The sequence below is a fragment of the Mesorhizobium sp. M0018 genome (assembly GCF_040323955.1).
Classification (GTDB): domain Bacteria; phylum Pseudomonadota; class Alphaproteobacteria; order Rhizobiales; family Rhizobiaceae; genus Mesorhizobium.
Window position 1 is genome coordinate 1 of sequence record NZ_JAMYVL010000029.1, and the last position, 17,370, is coordinate 17,370.

At 60.4% G+C, this 17,370-nt stretch carries 15 protein-coding genes; 7 read left to right on the top strand and 8 right to left on the bottom strand.

What is annotated here, in order from left to right:
• The 5 genes from NKJ81_RS28440 to ssuD all read left to right on the top strand — a co-directional run.
• Nucleotides 1-487, top strand: a 487-nt coding sequence (locus tag NKJ81_RS28440; protein WP_352542463.1) for an NAD(P)H-dependent oxidoreductase, incomplete at its 5' end; no start/stop codon positions are given.
• A gap of 258 nt (nt 488-745) precedes the next feature.
• Nucleotides 746-1,753 carry a taurine ABC transporter substrate-binding protein gene (gene tauA, locus NKJ81_RS28445; RefSeq protein ID WP_352542464.1) on the top strand — a complete coding sequence of 336 codons (1,008 nt, stop codon included), beginning with the start codon at nt 746-748 and terminating at the stop codon, nt 1,751-1,753.
• A gap of 68 nt (nt 1,754-1,821) precedes the next feature.
• Nucleotides 1,822-2,616, top strand: coding sequence for a taurine ABC transporter ATP-binding protein (locus NKJ81_RS28450; RefSeq protein WP_352542465.1), 795 nt, complete (start codon nt 1,822-1,824; stop codon nt 2,614-2,616).
• Complete coding sequence (locus tag NKJ81_RS28455) at nt 2,613-3,461, top strand: ABC transporter permease subunit (RefSeq protein WP_352542466.1); 849 nt, start codon at nt 2,613-2,615, stop codon at nt 3,459-3,461. The genes NKJ81_RS28450 and NKJ81_RS28455 overlap by 4 nt, the downstream gene beginning before the upstream one ends.
• A gap of 42 nt (nt 3,462-3,503) precedes the next feature.
• Entirely contained in the window at nt 3,504-4,652 is a 1,149-nt protein-coding gene (gene ssuD, locus NKJ81_RS28460; RefSeq protein WP_352542467.1) for an FMNH2-dependent alkanesulfonate monooxygenase, read from the top strand.
• A 268-nt stretch (nt 4,653-4,920) separates the two neighbouring features.
• On the opposite strand, the gene NKJ81_RS28465 is transcribed toward ssuD, so the two are convergent.
• From NKJ81_RS28465 to secA, 7 genes are all read right to left on the bottom strand, one after another.
• Entirely contained in the window at nt 4,921-5,529 is a 609-nt protein-coding gene (locus NKJ81_RS28465; protein WP_023677966.1) for a hypothetical protein, read from the bottom strand.
• Nucleotides 5,530-5,739: 210 nt separating this feature from the next.
• Nucleotides 5,740-7,020, bottom strand: a complete 1,281-nt coding sequence (locus NKJ81_RS28470) for a GNAT family N-acetyltransferase (RefSeq protein WP_352542468.1) — start codon at nt 7,018-7,020, stop codon at nt 5,740-5,742.
• Nucleotides 7,020-8,420, bottom strand: coding sequence for a lipopolysaccharide biosynthesis protein (locus NKJ81_RS28475; RefSeq protein WP_352542469.1), 1,401 nt, complete (start codon nt 8,418-8,420; stop codon nt 7,020-7,022). Before NKJ81_RS28475 ends, NKJ81_RS28470 begins: the two co-directional genes overlap by 1 nt.
• A gap of 265 nt (nt 8,421-8,685) precedes the next feature.
• Nucleotides 8,686-9,750 (bottom strand): serine/threonine-protein kinase, encoded by a 1,065-nt coding sequence (locus NKJ81_RS28480; protein ID WP_352542470.1) that lies wholly within the window; start codon nt 9,748-9,750, stop codon nt 8,686-8,688.
• The gene (locus NKJ81_RS28485; RefSeq protein WP_352542471.1) at nt 9,747-10,820 is read right to left on the bottom strand and encodes a protein kinase domain-containing protein; all 1,074 of its coding nucleotides are present in this window, start codon (nt 10,818-10,820) and stop codon (nt 9,747-9,749) included. Before NKJ81_RS28485 ends, NKJ81_RS28480 begins: the two co-directional genes overlap by 4 nt.
• Complete coding sequence (locus NKJ81_RS28490) at nt 10,817-11,878, bottom strand: PP2C family protein-serine/threonine phosphatase (RefSeq protein ID WP_352542472.1); 1,062 nt, start codon at nt 11,876-11,878, stop codon at nt 10,817-10,819. Before NKJ81_RS28490 ends, NKJ81_RS28485 begins: the two co-directional genes overlap by 4 nt.
• A 542-nt stretch (nt 11,879-12,420) precedes the next feature.
• Entirely contained in the window at nt 12,421-15,153 is a 2,733-nt protein-coding gene (secA, locus tag NKJ81_RS28495) for a preprotein translocase subunit SecA (RefSeq protein ID WP_352542473.1), read from the bottom strand.
• 252 nt (nt 15,154-15,405) lie between these two features.
• Between secA and NKJ81_RS28500 the strand changes: the two genes are divergently transcribed.
• Entirely contained in the window at nt 15,406-16,323 is a 918-nt protein-coding gene (locus NKJ81_RS28500; RefSeq protein WP_352542474.1) for a peptidylprolyl isomerase, read from the top strand.
• Nucleotides 16,324-16,366: 43 nt separating this feature from the next.
• Here the strand turns inward: NKJ81_RS28500 and NKJ81_RS28505 are convergent, their stop codons facing one another.
• Nucleotides 16,367-17,023 (bottom strand): TetR/AcrR family transcriptional regulator, encoded by a 657-nt coding sequence (locus tag NKJ81_RS28505; RefSeq protein ID WP_352542475.1) that lies wholly within the window; start codon nt 17,021-17,023, stop codon nt 16,367-16,369.
• A gap of 108 nt (nt 17,024-17,131) precedes the next feature.
• Between NKJ81_RS28505 and NKJ81_RS28510 the strand changes: the two genes are divergently transcribed.
• Complete coding sequence (locus tag NKJ81_RS28510; RefSeq protein ID WP_352471336.1) at nt 17,132-17,368, top strand: putative antibiotic biosynthesis monooxygenase; 237 nt, start codon at nt 17,132-17,134, stop codon at nt 17,366-17,368.
• Nucleotides 17,369-17,370 lie beyond the last annotated feature (2 nt).

Sequence of the window (17,370 nt, forward strand, 5' to 3'; positions counted from 1 at the left end):
GCTGCGCGAAAGATTGTCTGTCACAGTAAATTTCCTCGATCTTGTCGATGCCGGCCGTGGTCTGGGTGCTGCGTTTACGCGAAGGGAATTGACGCCGGAGGCGCTGAATGTGGTAAACGCGGTCGAACAGGCCGACGCGCTGATCGTCACGACGCCGGTCTACAACGGCTCCTATGCTGGCCTGTTCAAGCATCTGTTCGACCTCATCGATCCACTGGCGCTCGTCGACCGGCCGGTCCTGATCGGCGCGACGGGTGGTGGCCAGCGCCACGCGCTGGTAGTCGAACATCAGCTTCGCCCACTGTTTGGCTTTTACTCCGCCCTGACGGTGCCGAGCGCCGTCTATGGCAGTGACAGCGACTTTGCCGACGGCAAGCTCGTAGATTCGCTGGTTCTGGCGCGGGCCGGGCAGGCCGTGGATCAATTCGTTGCCCTGCTTTCACCGCGCCAGCCGAAGAGCCAACCGGTCCGGGCGGCTTCGGCCTGACGGATAAAGTGCCAAGGCAAGTGCCTGATGGGCGATATATTGCCAAGGCGCGGCCCGTAAGCACTCCGCATTTTGCGCCTGAATAATCCCGCGGGCGACAGCGTGCCGTCTAAATCCGAATTCTTTTTTAAGCGCGAGCTGATTTTAAGAATTCCATTGCTATCTAAGTCTATAATATCAGTGGACTTTAATCCAACGCTCTTTGAATAGGGCGGGCAGTCGAGGGGTTTGCCCTCTGTTCAAAAGGATTAAGGCTCCATGCGAAAACTTATTTCCGCCGCCCTTGTCGGGCTTGCCATAGCGGCCACATCCGCTGCAGCGCATGCCGACGACAAGAAAGTCGTCATCGCCTACCAGACCGGTGCCAATCCCTACAATCTCGGCATTGCCAATGGCGATCTTGCCAAGAAAACCGGCTGGAACATCGAATACCGCCGCTTCAATTCCGGTGCTGACATCTTTGCTGCCATCGCATCCGGCGACGTCCAGATCGGCGATGTCGGATCAAGCCCGTTCGCCGCAGCCGTCAGCAGGGGCATCGACGTGAAGGCCTTCTACATCTCCTCGGTCTCCCGTGACGGAGAAGCCCTGGTGGTGCGGCCCGATATCAAGTCGCCAGCCGACCTGCGGGGCAAGAAGCTCGCGGCCGCGCCGGTATCGACCGATCATTACCAGCTTCTCGCCGTCCTCAAGCAGGAAGGCATTTCGGAGAAAGAAACCCAGGTCATCGCCATTCCGCAGCCCGAAATCGTCGCTGCCTGGAAGCGCGGCGACATTGACGGGGCCTTCGTCTGGGATCCGGCACTCTCTGAACTCAAAAAGGACGGCAAGGTTCTGCTCACAGCCGGCCAGGTCGCCGACCGTGGCGCGCCGACCTTCAGCGCGCTGGTCGTGACCGGCGATTTCGCCAAGGCCAATCCCGACTTCCTCGGCCAGTATGTCCGGCTGATCGACGGCTACAACACCGCCTACCTGAGCAACCCGGCCGCATGGGGACCGGACTCCGAGAGCGCCAAGCTGATCGCCAAATTGCAGGGCGGCACGGCGGCCGAGAATTCGGAGCAGTTGAAGACAACAGTGGTTCCGCCGCTCGACGAGCAGGTGTCCGACAAATGGCTGGGCGGTGGTGAGAAGAGCGCCGTTGCGAAAATCCTCAAGGACACTGCGGGCTTCCTGAAGGACCAGCACAAGATCACCGCCATCAAGGACAGCTACGCCGCGTTCGCCGATCCGGAATACGCAGACGCTGCCAAAGCCTCGAACTAGAAATCCCTGAACGACATCCGGATCTGGCTGGCGAAAATCTCGCCAGCCAGATCGCTTGGAGGGCCAGTATGCTTCGAATTCACGATGCCAGCGTGACCTTTCCGGCCTCGGATGGCCAGGACGTACACGCGCTTGATCACGTCTCGCTCGATATCGCTCCAGATTCCATCGTTGTCGCGGTTGGTGCTTCCGGATGCGGCAAGTCGACATTGCTCAACGCGATCGCCGGCTTCCTGCCGCTCACCGAAGGCACGATCACACTGGACGGAAAAGAAATTGTCGCGCCCGGCGGCGATCGTGGCGTCGTCTTCCAGAAAGATACCTTGCTGCCCTGGGCCAATGTGCTGGACAATGTCGCTCTCGGCCTGAAATACCGGGGCGTGCGGCGCGGTGAACGCCATGAGCGATCGAGGCGTCTGCTGGAACTGGTCGGGCTCGCCGATTTCGCCGAAAAGCCGCCCTATGAACTGTCCGGCGGCATGCGCCAGCGAGTCGGCATCGCGCGGGCGCTGGCCACCGATCCGAAGATCCTGCTGATGGACGAGCCGTTCGGCGCCCTCGACAGCCTGACGCGCGAGACGATGCAGCAGCTTCTGGCCTCGGTCTGGGCCAAGACCGGCAAGCAGATCCTGTTCATTACCCATTCGATCGAGGAAGCCCTCACGCTCGGCAGCACCATCGTTGTGATGTCGCCTCGACCAGGCCGCATCGTTGCCCGGTTCGACGCCGACTTCGTTCGCGACTTCGCTGAGAGCGGCGACATCGGGCCGATCCAGTCCCACCCGCGTTTCATCGAACTGCGGCAGGAAATCCGCTCGCTCATCCACCAGCCGGAAGGCGCCCGCACAGGAACCTTGCAATGACGCTCGCCGCCAATTCCGGAACCTCTTTTTCGTCTTCGATAGCTCAGCGCGCGCCGTCTCCCAAGACGCGCCGGTCCGCTTCGACAAGCACGCTCGGCATCAGCCTGGTCACCCTGGCGTCGCTCATCGCGTTGTGGTTTTTGGCCACGCGCTTCGGCTGGGCGTCGCCGCTGTTCCTGCCGTCGCCGGCCGAGGTACTGACCCAGTTCAGCGCCGTCTGGGCCGATGGCTATGCCAACGGTACGCTCCTCGAGCACACACTCGCCAGCCTCGGCCGCATCGCCGCGGCGCTCGGTGTCGGCATTTTCCTGGGCATTCCGCTCGGCCTGCTGATGGGACTCAATCGCTGGGTCAAGGGCATCTTCAGCGTTCCGATCGATCTCTACTGGGGTCTGCCGCCTTTGGCCTACCTGCCGCTGCTGATCATCTGGCTGGGCATCGGCGAAACGTCCAAGATCGTGCTCCTGTCGCTGTCGACCTTCGCCCCGATCTGTTTTGCCGCACAGGCCGGCGTCCGGTCGGTGCCGGCCGAACGCATCAATGCCGCGCTGTCGCTCGGTGCGAGCCGGCTGCAACTTTTCACCAGCATCATCCTGCCGTCCGCGTTGCCGGAAATCATGACCGGCCTGAAGATTGCCATCGGCGCCGGATTGTCCACGCTGGTAGCGGCCGAGCTGATCGCGGCCCAGTCGGGCCTCGGCTACATGATCATGTCGGCGGCCAATTTCCTCGCCACCGACGTCGTCTTCGTCGGCCTCATCGTCATCGCCATTCTTGCCTTCGCCTTTACCAGCGGCATGCGCTGGCTGGAGCATCGCCTCATCCCCTGGAAGGGCAAGATCTGACGCTTGCCTAGACATTCCGCAATCGCTGAAGGAAACAATCCGATGTCCAGCAACACCCGTCCGCTCGACCTCTACTGGTATCTGCCGACCCATGGCGATGGACCGTATCTCGGCACGGACGAGCGGCACCGCCCGGCAACCTTCGGCTATCTCAGGGAGATCGCCCAGGCTGCGGACCGGCTTGGCTTCAAGGGTGTGCTCCTGCCCACAGGAACGCGTTGTGAAGACGCCTGGATCGTGGCGGCCGGGCTGATCCCGCTCACCGAACGGCTGAAGTTCCTCGTGGCACTTCGGCCGGGCAGCGGTACACCGGCGCTGTTTGCGCGTCATGCAGCCACTCTGGACCGCATTTCCGGCGGTCGTGTCCTGCTCAATGTCGTCACTGGAGCCGACCCGGCCGATCTCGCCGGCGACGGCAACAAGCTCAGTCATGACGAGCGCTATGCACAGACCGACGAGTTCCTGACCATCTGGCGGCGGATCCTTTCGGGTGAGCCGGCGGATTTCGACGGCAAATATCTTTCCGCCCACGGCACCGACATTTCCTTCCCGCCGGTTCAGCGGCCGCATCCGCCACTCTGGTTCGGAGGCTCTTCGGATGCCGGCATCGCGATCGCCGCCAAGCACGTGGACACCTATCTGAGTTGGGGTGAACCGGTGGACCAGCTTGCCGAAAAGATCGCCCGCGTCAGGGTGGCAGCGGCAGCGAAAGGCCGCACGATGCGCTTTGGCCTGCGCATTCACCTTATCGTACGCGAAACGGAGGATGAAGCCTGGGCTGCAGCCGACCGGCTGATCAGCCACGTAACCGACGACCTGATCGCCGAAGCCCAGAAGGGATTTGTCCACATTTCGGAATCCGTCGGCCAAAAGCGCATGTCGGCGCTGCATCAGGGCCGACGCGATCGGCTGGTCGTCGGCCCGAACCTGTGGGCGGGACCGGGGCTGGTGCGCGGAGGTGCGGGAACGGCCTTGGTCGGCAATCCCGACAATGTTGCCGCGCGCATTCGCGAGTATCAGGAGATCGGCATCGAAACCATCATCGCGTCCGGCTATCCGCATCTGGAAGAGGCGTTCAACGTCGCTGAATTGCTTTTCCCCAAACTCGGCCTGAATGGCGAAGCCGCACCCCAGGAGCGCAGCTGGGACGTCGAGTTCGGACGCCCCAAAGTCACCGCGTCCGCTTCGTGACGACCTGCCGACAGCGTCGGCCAGGGCGATGTCATGTGGCTTCGCGGCGGCGATCGGAGCGAGGCTGCGGCCAGGTCCAATGACACGGCTTTCGGGAAGTCGACCGAGAGCAAGTAGCGTCCTGGCTAACCGCCGGATAAAGTTAGGATAGGCCATATCCGGCCGCTCAAGCGAGCTCGGCTGGCGTTATCCCAGGAGCCCCCCTGGGATAACTGCTATTGAGGCCGCGGCCGGCCCCTCCGACAGCCTCAGGCGGTAACGAGGTCGCTCACATCGGCCCCGGCACCATCTTGGTCGGCTGCTCAGGCATCGGAAACGGATAGTTGTCGCATTTCACGTCCGGGTTCGTCGGGCTGAACATTCCGAGCGGGTTGTCCTTGAATAGCCAGGCGTGAAGGTCGTAGTGGTGGAACTCCTTGGGGATGAGCGGATAATGCCCCTCCATCGGCCCCTGGAATGTCTGGCCGAAGAGCTTCGGCGGCTCCTTGGTGTCCGGCGTCAAAGGCACGAGCCATTCCGCGCCGACCAGGCGCAATTCGCCGCCCACCGGCTCATAGATCAGCACATTGGGGCGCGTCGGATCCGCGGTCGGGCCGACAGTCGTGACGTTGACGAAATGGATGCCCATCGCGCCCTTCGGGTAGTCCATCGCCCCCTCTACCTTTTCACCGCTGTAGAAGACGCATCCTACCGTCGATAGATAAAGCTCGCGAATGGCAACCTTGTAGTCTTCATACCTGGACAGCGATTTACGCAGGGCATCGATCTCGGCTTTGTCGGGTTCGGCCGCCCGAGGAGTGGCGGCGTTCAGACACGCGCCAACGAGACCTGCCAAGGTGAGGATACCGACACGCCTGAGGTGAGTTGTTTTCATCATGCATTCCTCCCGGATTTTTTTCTTCTGGCCGTGCAGGACCGAGGCGGCAGTGATGCTGGACGCGCGGCCGTAATTGATCGCCTCATCCCGGTTGGGACTGCGTCGATGCTAATCCTTTCCGCTGATCGGGAGAATTAACCCTGACGACCTAGGCCCGAGCGGGCCGACTGTGCAGAGACGGACGGTCGGGCCCCCTTCGGACCCCATGCACTAGCGCCGGCGCAGCAGGCTCCTCATCCGGTTGCGCAACAGGCGCGCCATGTTGCGGGTTTCGCGGTAGAGGTGAAGCTGCGACGCCGCCTGGCGGGCGGGGCGGTCGGCGTCCGGCGTCAGCCCGATCACCAGCGTGCCCATCGGCTTGCGTTCGCTCCACAGCCGGCTCATCACCGGATGGTCGGGCACCGCGCAGGAATCGGTCATCATGATGTTGGGGTCGTCGAGATGCTGCCTGGTCACCTCGATCATCAGCAGCGTGCCCGGCGAATAGGCAGCGAGCGTCTCGTCATAGGCGGTCTTCCAGGTGTAGGCGACGCCGGCCTCGACGAAGACGACCAGGCAGGCGATGGTGCGGCCGTCGAGCGTCAGCGAATGGATGCGGCAGAGATCCTGCTCGGCCAGCCGGTGCACCGCTTCGCGGGCGAAGGCGGCCCGGTAGCGGTCGATCGCCATGGCGGTGCGCTCGCGGCCTTTCCAGCCGGCAGCCTCCAGCGTCAGGAAATTTTCGATGGCGTGGCGGATCTCGTCAGGCCCGCGCGCCACGACATGCTCCAGCCGGCCGAGGTCGGCGAGGCGGCGCTTCAGGCGGCGGAACTCGCGATAATGGTGGGCGCGCAGCGAAGCTTTCAGATATTCCTCGCCGTCGAGCTCGCTTTCGAGCACCGGGCGCTCGGCCTTGCCGGTGGTGACCAGCGTCAGGCCGCGCGTTTCGGCGACGCTGGCGAGCAGGCTGGCCACCGGGCCGTCCAGCCTTATGTCGGGCAGCACGAAGACTTTCGGCAGCTTGAGATGCGGCCGCGACAGCATCGAGAAGAGATCCTCGATCACGCCGATCGGATCGTCGCGGTCGACCAGCGGCGTGCCGATCGGGCCGAACGGGCTCGACCAGGTGCGCATGACTGGAACCCCGAGCGGCACCGCCGGCCGCTCGACCGAGAACGGCACCAGCAGGCGCAGCCGGTTGCGGTACTGGTCGCCGTCCCGGATGACGGCCAGCCGCACCTCGCGGTCCTCGAGCCTGGGCATGGCCGGCGCCAGGAAGCGCGGATTGAAGAAGACGTTGGGCTCGATCGTGCGGGTACAGAGATAGTCGAGCTCCTCGACCAGGTCGAAGCCGGCGGAGGCCGGATAGATGGCAAGCTTGCGCTCGGGCCGGTTGTTGGCGAGGATCTCGACATGGGCGGGGTCGGCTTCGCGGGCAAGCCCGGCAAGGCCGGACACCATGGCGCCGGCCGGGCCGCCGCTGGTTTCCTCGAGCAAGGGGACGGCAGCCATCAGGCGGCTCCTTTGGCGGGCACGAAAATGACCATGGCGATGCCGAGCTTGCGCCAGACCGTAAAGGACAGCGCGCCGGCCTCGAAGATCATGGCGAAGACGGTGGCCATCGCCGCGCCCCACAGACCGAAAAGCGGGATCAGCATGACGCTAAGCGCGATGTTGAAGGCCAGCGTCATGGCGTAGACGGCAGCACAGATGTTCTGGTTGCCGCTCATGGTGAGCAGGCTTTCGCAAGGGCCGACGGCGGCACGCGCGACGACGCCGAACACCAGCAGGAACAGCAGCGGATAGCCGGCGGAAAATTCGGGGCCGAACAGGGTCAGCATCGGCTCGCCCAGGGCCAGAACCAGCAGCGCCATCGCCAGCGACGGCCAGAAGGTCCACGACACGGTTTCGCGGGCAAAGGCGGCGAGCTTTTGCGGCTCGCCATGGGTGAACTGCGCATAGCGCTGGGCGACGCCGGCCTTGACGGCGAAATAGACGAAATGCACCAGCGCCAGCGTCTTGACGGTGGCGAAATAGACGGCGACGTCGTTGGGATCGAGATAGGCGCCGACCATCAGCACGTCGGCATTGGTGAGCAGGAAGAAGAAGCTCTCGACCAGGAAGATCGGCAGCGAGACGATGAACCATTGGCCGAAATGCAGCTTCATCGGCCCGGCCGGAATTCTTTTGTCGATGCGCGAGGTGACGCCGACGAGCTGACCGAGCGTGGTGGCGTAGGTGGCGGCGATCGCGGCGAAGATCGCCGTTCTGGCATCGGGCGCGTAGCCCGCCAGCAGCATCAGCGCCATGAACGCCAGGATCAGCAGCGGCCGCACCAGGAATGTCGGCGACAGCGCAAACAGCGCCCAGGAATTGGCCCGCGCCAGCCCTTGCAGCAGGTCGGACATGGCGATCATCGGCAGGCAGATGATGCCGAGGATGAACGGCACGACATAATAGTTCTCGATAAAGGGCGACAGTAGCCAGACGCCGAGCGCGCCGAGGCCGGCGATCACCGTCGAGGCAACCAGCACGAACAGCCGGCTGGCCCGCACGATGCCGCGCAATTCGGCCAGCATGCCGCGCTCGCGATATTCGGGAATGAAGCGGATGATCGAGGTGTGGAAGCCGAGGCAGGCGAGATTGCCGACGATGACCATCGTCACCCACACGAGCACGAAAATGCCGTATTCGAACGACCCCATCCAGCGCGCCATCAAAACCTGGCTGACGAAGGCGATGACGGCGCTGATAATGCGGACTGAAAAGGCGATCAGCGACATGCGGCCGGCCTCGCCGCGCGCGCCGGCGCTGAACAGCACGGCATCGATCAGGCCAAGCAGCGGCCTGATGCGCAGCGCAAGGCGCTGCGGCAGGAACCGCCCGGCTGTCGTCGCCGCGGAAAAGCGCACCCAATACTCTCCGTTTTCCGCCAATTTACAGGGATTGGGTGTAGCGAAGACACATTAAGAAACGGTTGGGTGGGGAGGAGGCGGGGCGGACGAAAAGCCAACGATTCGGCTTTTCGAGCGATGAACGCTCGGATCCTAGCGGAGGCAGGAGAGCGATACGCCGGCTCCTTACTCCCCTTTGTGGGAGAGGTCGGATCGCCCCCGATGTGCCCTACAAATCCGCAGTCAATCCAGATAAGGGGCAACCACTTCATTTGTTCGCTTTTCAGATGGCCTTCACTATAGGAAAAGCCCTATCCCATGGCGAACCTTCATCACGGCCAAACCACACCCGAGAGCCCTCTTTTACTTTTGATGTGCCGTAGAAACTTTCTGGATGGTACATCAGAATTGTGTTCTGACTATCAGAAATACGCCCCGTATATCCATGCAGCTGGCTAATAATCCCGTAATCGTATCTCGTTATAGAGTAGCATAAATCTTCACAAAGTAGCGCCAATTGAGATGCGGTCGGACGTTTGTTTTCGTCTTTATCTAAGCAGCGACAGATGATTTCAAAAAGTTGTTTTCCTAAACTTTTAAACTGAGCGGAATTTATCTGAGTTGGAGGCTTTGGGGTTTTCGCTGCAATGATATTAGGTATAGACTTAAGGCCCGTTCCAAATGGGAGCTCGCCGACGAGAAGCTCGTAGGTAATTGCTGCTATTGCCCACACGTCCGACGATTTCTTAGGCATTTTGAATTCGTTGATCGCTTCGGGTGACATGTACGGTATTGCTCCGAGGACGGTTTTTGATGAAGTAGAACCTCCGGCTTCAGCCCATGGCCCGATCTCGGCTTCAGCCATCTTGGCAATGCCAAAGTCTGTAATTTTTACATTATCGAACTGGAATCCGCCTACGACCATAATGTTGCTTGGCTTTAAATCTCTATGTACAACTTCTACTGCATGCGAAGCAGCTAATCCCTTTGCCAATTGATGCAATATCCGCGTGCATGTCGAAGGTGGAAGATAAGGAAGGTTGCCTTCCATCACCGCAGCCAAGTCTGCTCCTGGTACAAGTTCTTCAATAATAAAAGGCCGCCCTCCATCTTCGAAGTAATCAAGTGTCTTCGCTACGTTCGGATGATTTACTTTAGCACTGACCACGGCAGATTGCTGAAAGCGCTTTAGTCCAGCGTCATCCTTAGGTGTCTTAAGAGCAACTTGTCGGCCAAACAATTGATCAACTACGCGGTAAACGTGCTGCATGCCGCCTGCTCCGATCCATTCTTCCGGACTGTAGCGGCCGGCAATCGCTGCCGTCCCTTTTGATACCGGGCCCTTCAATTCATCACCTCGGGGTGAGAGATATCTGCAGTAATCGAGGTCCTGAGTCTCCTGTCGCCACTCGGATCCCCCAAAACTATCACCGCGGCTCCCTGCAACCTGTATCCCACAACGACCTGCCGATTGTTGTGTCTCACATGGCCTAATACCTGAGTCACAACAAAATCGAGCCCATCATAACTTATGGTTACTCCGTCGCCCTGTGCAGTAAGAGTGACGGTCCGGTTGGCAGCATCAACGAAATGATCGCTACCCGAATACGTGATCAGCATGCGGTGCTTATCAAATAAGAGATTTTTTCCGAGAGCGGCCCGGAGCGTTTCGGCATTGGGTCGCTCCAATGGATCATAACTCAGCGTCGAATTCAGTAAATAAGCTATTTCAACGGGAACTGAGACGTCGGTGGAATTAAAAGCCAATGACTTTTTAGGTATGGACGGAGGGACATGCCCAAGTTCAGGCGGCAGCTTGCCCGCATTCAGAAGCCATAATGCGGTGACCCCAAATGCGAATATATCTACAGCCGCCGTAAAAATATGGTTCCCGCTGGAATCGGGAATAAAAACCTCAGGTGCTGCATAGAACGGAGTAAAAAATAGTTGTTTTGTTTTTGCCCCATCAGAGAGTTTTGCGAGACCAAAGTCAAATATTTTCAGTACGCCAGAGCTATCGACCTTCATGTTATCCGGTTTTATGTCGCGATGAACACGGCCGTGCTGATGAACGTCGCTAATTCCGGAAATTATGGAGTACAATGAACGAAGTGCCACGCCGGTACCAGACGAGGCTTCAATCGGTTTTAGGTCTGTGCCTTCTATGTACTCTTCGACAAATCCCACGATCTCTAAGTCATCATGGATAACGTCCAAGACTTGGACTACGTACTTCGACCTGATGTCAGCAAGGGCAGATAGCTCATCCATAAGTCTATACTTTTCGATCCCAGGCTTAAGAGATTTCACCACCACTTGACGCTGAAGATTGCTGTCAAAGCAAAGAGCGGTCTCCCCCATTCCTCCTCCGGAAAGAGTCATGACCATCTTGGAATACCTGGTCGGGAGAGTTATCATTCCTGTTTCTTACTCTTGTTATTGAACTCTATATTCAATTGCGGTTTTTCAATTTCATTTTCAGAAACTCGAGCTTTGTTCTCACCCGGTTTCTTGTCGGTCTTTCGAGGAGTTCGAGCGGGTTTCTTTGATTTTACTCCTGTCGATTCTGCAGATTTATTCAATTCTTGTGAGAATTGCCCAATCTGACTAGGCGAAGCAAGCCACATCTCCAGTCGATCGCTGGGGCTCCATATAGTAAGCTCAGTACCTCTCGCGAAGTGCGGTCCAGGGCTAAAGTCATTTGCATAAATCACCACTGCCGAAGAATTATCCTCGACGCCCATCGCTTCCGCGACGTATGTAATCTTGCGCGCAAGTTCCCCGGGGCTTCTAGAGTGGCGATTAATTCTCTCCAGTGCTTTTTTTCCGATACTATGAGCGCCATCAGACGTAATTATAAAAGTCGAACTTAGAGCATCGGACACAGGAAAAATGTGAGGCTCAATAGCCTTTCCAATTCCAACAAACTGAAGAAGACGACTGTCCAAATTATCTTCATTCGCATCGCTGATCTGATGAAGCTGCCCACCGATGGTGTCGTCGCGAGTTAAGAGGTCAAGGCTCCTATCCGGTCTGCTCGCATACAGCCTGCTATCCCCAACGTGCGTAGCCCAGGCTTCTCCAGAACCCCTAATAACCAAAGCAGTAAGAGTAGTGCCGCCATCGCCTCGAAATCTACGATGAACTTCTGCATTGGCGGCATTGATCGCCCCTAACATTTGGCTTGCGATTGGCGCACCTGAGGGCAATGCTAAGCGAGCAAGGAATGTTCCGGCGGCACAACCGGCGGCTGCGCCTCCCTCTTTCATTCCCCCCATTCCGTCACAGATCAATGCAATCAGCAAAGCCTCGCCCGACGGCCTCACGATATAGGCAACCGCCGCTCGATCCTGATTTTCCTGGCGCACCGGTCCCTTCGAGGAACCTACCCCAATACCATCGTTAACCTGCGTGCTGCGGCCGATCGCCTGCTTGGAAATAAAATATTCGATGCGATCTTCAAGTTCGCTACTCACATGTTCTCCATGCGTCTGTCTAAGGCCTAATTCTCTGATGTTTGGGCAACCACGATCTTGGTTCAGCACAATTCCTAAATGCTTAAATCGCCAGAGTTAAATGCTCGCCGGAAAAATAATAGACGAGTTCATTCTTGAAGGCATCCGACAAAGCAGGATTTTCCCCGATCTGCATATGGCACAATATTGTAGTTTGAGCCAACACTGAGGCTTCGTCGGCTTACCGGCGAGGCGCTCCTTGAAAATCGCGAATCGACCATCAAACCTACCGCAAGGTTTTATGAGCCACGCGTCACGCTGAGGATCTATGGATACGACTGTTATACGATGATGGAGCGAGCCGTCTTCTGCAACATGGACGATTTAGTTTTGCTAATCTAGTTTTAGATTGAGCCGAGATGCCTGCCGGGGCGCCCCCCCTCTGGCCTGCCGGCCATCTCCCCCTCAGGTGGGGAGATCGGCTAGTCGCAAGCGCCGGCGCTGCCCCTCATCCGCCCTTCCGGCACCTTCTCCCCGTGAACGGGGCGAAGGAAAGCAGTGCCTTACGCAAACGCCCCATGACAATGCTTGTATTTTTTCCCTGACCCGCACGGGCAAGCCTCGTTGCGGCCGACCTTGCCCCAGGTCGCCGGGTTCTTCGGGTCACGGCCTTCGGGGGCGACAATGGCGTTGGTCTCCTGGCGGACCAGCACGGCCGTCTCGCCGCCTTCGAAATCGTCCTCGCCGGTAAAGCCGTCGATATGGCTGCCGAACATGTCGGGCGCTTCGGGCGGCGGCGCATCGGCCGCCTGGCGGACCAGTTCGACGCGCATCAGTTGCGCGGTGACGGCCTGGCGCAGATTGCCCAGCATCGCCTGGAACAGCTCGAACGCTTCGCCCTTGTACTCCTGCAGCGGATCGCGCTGCGCATAGCCGCGGAAGCCGACGACCGAGCGCAGATGGTCGAGATTGACGATGTGCTCGCGCCACAGATGGTCGAGCGTCTGCAGCACCACCGAGCGCTCGACATAGGTCATCACGTCGGGGCCGAAACGCTCGGCGCGCTCCTTGGCGGCGGCCTCGGCGGCCTGGCTGATGCGCTCGCGGATGTCGTCCTCGGCGATGCCCTCTTCCTTGACCCAGTCCTCGACCGGCAAATCGAGGTTGAGGAATTCGGCGATCTCGGCCTTGAGGCCGGCGACGTTCCACTGCTCGGCATAGGCATTTTCGGGAATGTTCTTGGCGACGATCTCCTCGATGACGCCTTCGCGCATCTCGGTGATGGTCTCGGACAGGCCCTCGCCGTCCATCAGCTCGATGCGCTGCTCGAACACCACCTTGCGCTGGTCGTTCGAGACGTCATCGTATTTCAAGAGGTTCTTGCGGATGTCGAAGTTGCGCGCCTCGACCTTCTTCTGCGCCTTTTCCAGCGCCTTGTTGATCCACGGATGGATGATCGCCTCGTCTTCCTTGAGGCCGAGCTTCTGCAGCATGCCGTCCATGCGCTCGGAACCGAAGATCCGCATCAGGTCGTCCTGCAGCGACAGGAAGAATTTCGACCGGCCGGGATCGCCCTGGCGGCCCGAGCGGCCGCGCAACTGGTTGTCGATGCGGCGCGATTCATGGCGTTCGGTGGCCAGCACGTAGAGGCCGCCGGCGGCGAGTGCCTTTTCCTTCAGCCGGGCGATGTCGTCGCGGATTTCCTTTTCCCTGGCTTCGCGCTCGGGGCCGGCCGGCATGTCGCCAAGCTCCTCGGCGATGCGCATGTCGGCATTGCCGCCGAGCTGGATGTCGGTGCCGCGGCCGGCCATGTTGGTGGCGATGGTGATGGCGCCGGGCTTGCCGGCCTGGGCGACGATCGCCGCCTCGCGCTCGTGGTGGCGGGCGTTCAGCACCTCGAAATCCTTGAAACCTTCCTTGCGCAGGCGTTCGGCCAGCTGCTCGGACTTCTCGATGGAAGTCGTGCCGACCAGCGTCGGCTGGCCCTTGGCGCGGGCTTCCTTGATCTCCTTGACGATCGCCTTGTATTTCTCCTCGACCGTCCGGTAGACCTCGTCGTCTTCGTCAATGCGGATGACCGGCAGGTTGGTCGGGATCTCGGTGACGTCGAGATTGTAGATGTTGGCGAATTCCTCGGCCTCGGTCAGCGCCGTGCCGGTCATGCCGGCGAGCTTCTTGTAGAGGCGGAAATAGTTCTGGAAGGTGACCGAGGCGAGCGTCTGGTTCTCCGGCTGGATCGCCACATGCTCCTTGGCTTCGAGCGCCTGGTGCAGGCCCTCCGAATAGCGGCGGCCGGGCATCATGCGGCCGGTGAACTCGTCGATGATGACGATCTCGCCGTTGCGCACGATATAGTCCTTGTCCCGCTGGAACAGCCGGTGCGCCTTCAGCGCGTTGTTGACGTGGTGGACGATGGCGACGTTCTCGACGTCGTAGAGCGACTCGCCCTTGAGCAGACCCGCATCGCGCAGCATGTTCTCCAGCTTCTCGGTGCCTTCCTCGGTGAAGATCGAGGTCTTCTGCTTCTCGTCGATCTCGTAGTCCTGCGGCTGCAGCTGGATGATGAAGGTGTCGATGGTGTTGTACATTTCCGAACGGTCCTCGAGCGGACCGGAAATGATCAGCGGCGTGCGCGCTTCGTCGACCAGGATGGAATCGACCTCGTCGACGATGGCGTAGCTGTGGCCGCGCTGCACCATCTGGGCGCGCTCGTATTTCATGTTGTCGCGCAGATAGTCGAAGCCGAGCTCGTTGTTGGTGGCGTAGGTGACATCGGCGGCGTAGGCGACGCGGCGCTCCTCGTCGGACAGGCCGTGGACGATGACGCCGACCTTGAGGCCGAGGAATTTGTAGACGCGGCCCATCCATTCGGAGTCGCGCGTGGCCAGGTAGTCGTTGACGGTGACGACATGGACGCCGTTGCCGGCGAGCGCGTTGAGGTAGACCGGCAACGTCGCCACCAGCGTCTTGCCTTCGCCGGTGCGCATCTCGGCGATGCCGCCATTGTGCAGCACCATGCCGCCGATCAGCTGCACGTCGAACGGCCGCATGCCGAGCACGCGGCGGGCGGCCTCACGCACGGTGGCGAAGGCCGGCACCAGGAGGTCGTCGAGACTGGCGCCGTTGGCGATGTCCTGGCGGAACTTGTCCGTGCGGGCCTGAAGCTCGGCGTCGGAAAGCGCCTGCATCTCGTTTTCCATGGCATTGATCGCCTCGACGCGCGGCCGGGTCGATTTGACCCGACGATCGTTGGAGGAGCCGAAAACCTTACGGGCGAGACCGCCGAGACTGACCATCCAATGGCCCTTTCGATAGCATTCCAAGTCATTGCGACGGGCGCCGGCTGGCCCCATCAACTCCACGTGAACGCGGACAAACGCAAAAAGCGCCCGGAAAACGGTTCTGGACGCAAAGTCGTTGGACAGATAAGAGGGGGCTCATTCGATGTCAACGCCGCGCTCGCCCTGTCGACCGCGCCAAATTCCGCCACAATCTTGCTGGTCTGGAAGCCATTCCGCTCTAGCTATCCCGCTTTGGAGATAATCGTAATGTCAGTATTGTTCCGCCGCGCGTCGCTCGCCAGCCTTGGTCTGGCATTCGGGCTATCGGCCCTCTCGCTGTCGCCGCTGATGGCACAGGAGGCCGCCCCTGCCCAGCCGGCAGCACCCGCTCCGGCGGCCAAGCCGGTCGATCCGAACGCCGTGGTCGCCACCATCAACGGCCAGACGCTGACCGAGGCAGACCTTGGGCTTGCCGAGGGCGAGCTGTCACAACAGTTCGCGCAGCTTCCGCCCGAGCAGCGCCGCGCCGCGGCGCTGTCGGCGGCGATCGAAATCCGCGTGATGGCGGCCCAGGCGGTGACCACCGGCCTCGACAAGGATCCCGACTTCCAGCGCCGCATGGCCTTCCTGCAGCAGCGCGCGCTGCATGGCGAAATGGTCGAGAAGGGCGTCGTCGACAAGGTTACCGATGCCGAGGTCCGCGCCCGCTACGACCAGGAAATCGCCAACACGCCGCCCAGCAATGAGGTGCACGCCCGTCACATCCTCGTGAAGACGAAGGAAGAGGCAGACGCCATCATCAAGCAGCTCGACGGCGGCGCCGACTTCCAGAAGCTTGCCAACGAGCACACCAGCGATCCGAGCGGCAAGACCAGCGGCGGCGATCTCGGCTGGTTCGGACCTGGCCAGATGGTGCCGGAATTCGACAAGGCGGTGTTTGCGCTGGCGGTCGGCAAATATACCGACCAGCCGGTGCAGTCGCAGTTCGGCTGGCACGTCATCAAGGTCGAGGACAAGCGCACCAAGCAGCCGCCGGCGTTCGACCAGGTCAAGGACCAGGCGCGCCAGGCGGTCATCCGCGACAAGTATTTCGCGCTGGTCAAGTCGCTGCGCGCCAACGCCAAGGTCGACATCCCCGATGCGAACCTGAAGAAGACGGTCGACGCGCTGGAAAGCGCCAAATAGGCCAGACTGGGCTACGACAGGGCGCGCTGCCGCCCTGTCGCTTCTATTTGGCAGGGCGAGCGATGATGCGTCGACGCCGCCGCCGGACCGCCGTGGCGTGGTCGGCATCGTCAGCGACTATGCCTTTCAAAACATAGCCGACCGCCCTGCGCAGCGTCGCTTCGTCCTCATCCAGGCGGTTCGTCAGAAGATGCGTCCAGGCGAACGAGGCAATCAGGTCGGCGACGACAGTGGCATCGACGTCGGCAGCTATTTCTCCCCTTGCCTTGGCGCGTTCGACCATCTGGCCGGTGTGGACACGACGCCCTCTTGCGTATTCGGCGAGGGCGGCGGCGGCTTTTTCGTCCGACTGCGCCTCGGCAATCAGCGATCTGAACACGCTGCCCGACGACGTGTCGCGCCAATGCGCGAACAAGCTCTTCAGAAAGCCGACGAGATCCTCCGCAAGGTTCCCGGTATCGGGATTGTCGACGCGCTTTTGCCGTTGATAAACGTCGAGCAGCAAGGCGGCCTTGCTTGGCCACCAGCGATAGATCGTCGGTTTTCCGGCGCGTGCGCGGCGCGCCACCGCCTCGATCGAGAAGCCGGAATAGCCAGCTTCGACCAGTACCGCCTCGGCGGCATCGAGAATGGCATCGGCGCTTTCCGGGCTGCGCCGTGCGCCAGCCGACTTGCGCCCGGGATCGGTGATTTCGCCCATCTCTTCTTCCTTACGCGCGATTTCGCAGCCATCATATACAACTCTTGACGAAACGGAACGATCCGTTTTATATGTAACGGAACGTTCCGTAACGATAAGGAGAGTTTGATGAACTCGACCGCCGTGACCCGCTTTTCGCGCCTGCGCTTCGCCCTGCTGGTGCTGCTCGGCGTCTATCCGCTGATCACTGCCATTTTGTACGTGGTTTTTCCGCTGACGCAGGAATGGCAAATCTGGCAGCGCACGCTGGTCATCGCGCCGCTGATGGTCTCGATCATGATCTGGGGGCTGATTCCGGGCGTGCAGCGGGCGTTTCGCGGGTTCATCAACCCAGCGGTCCGCTGATG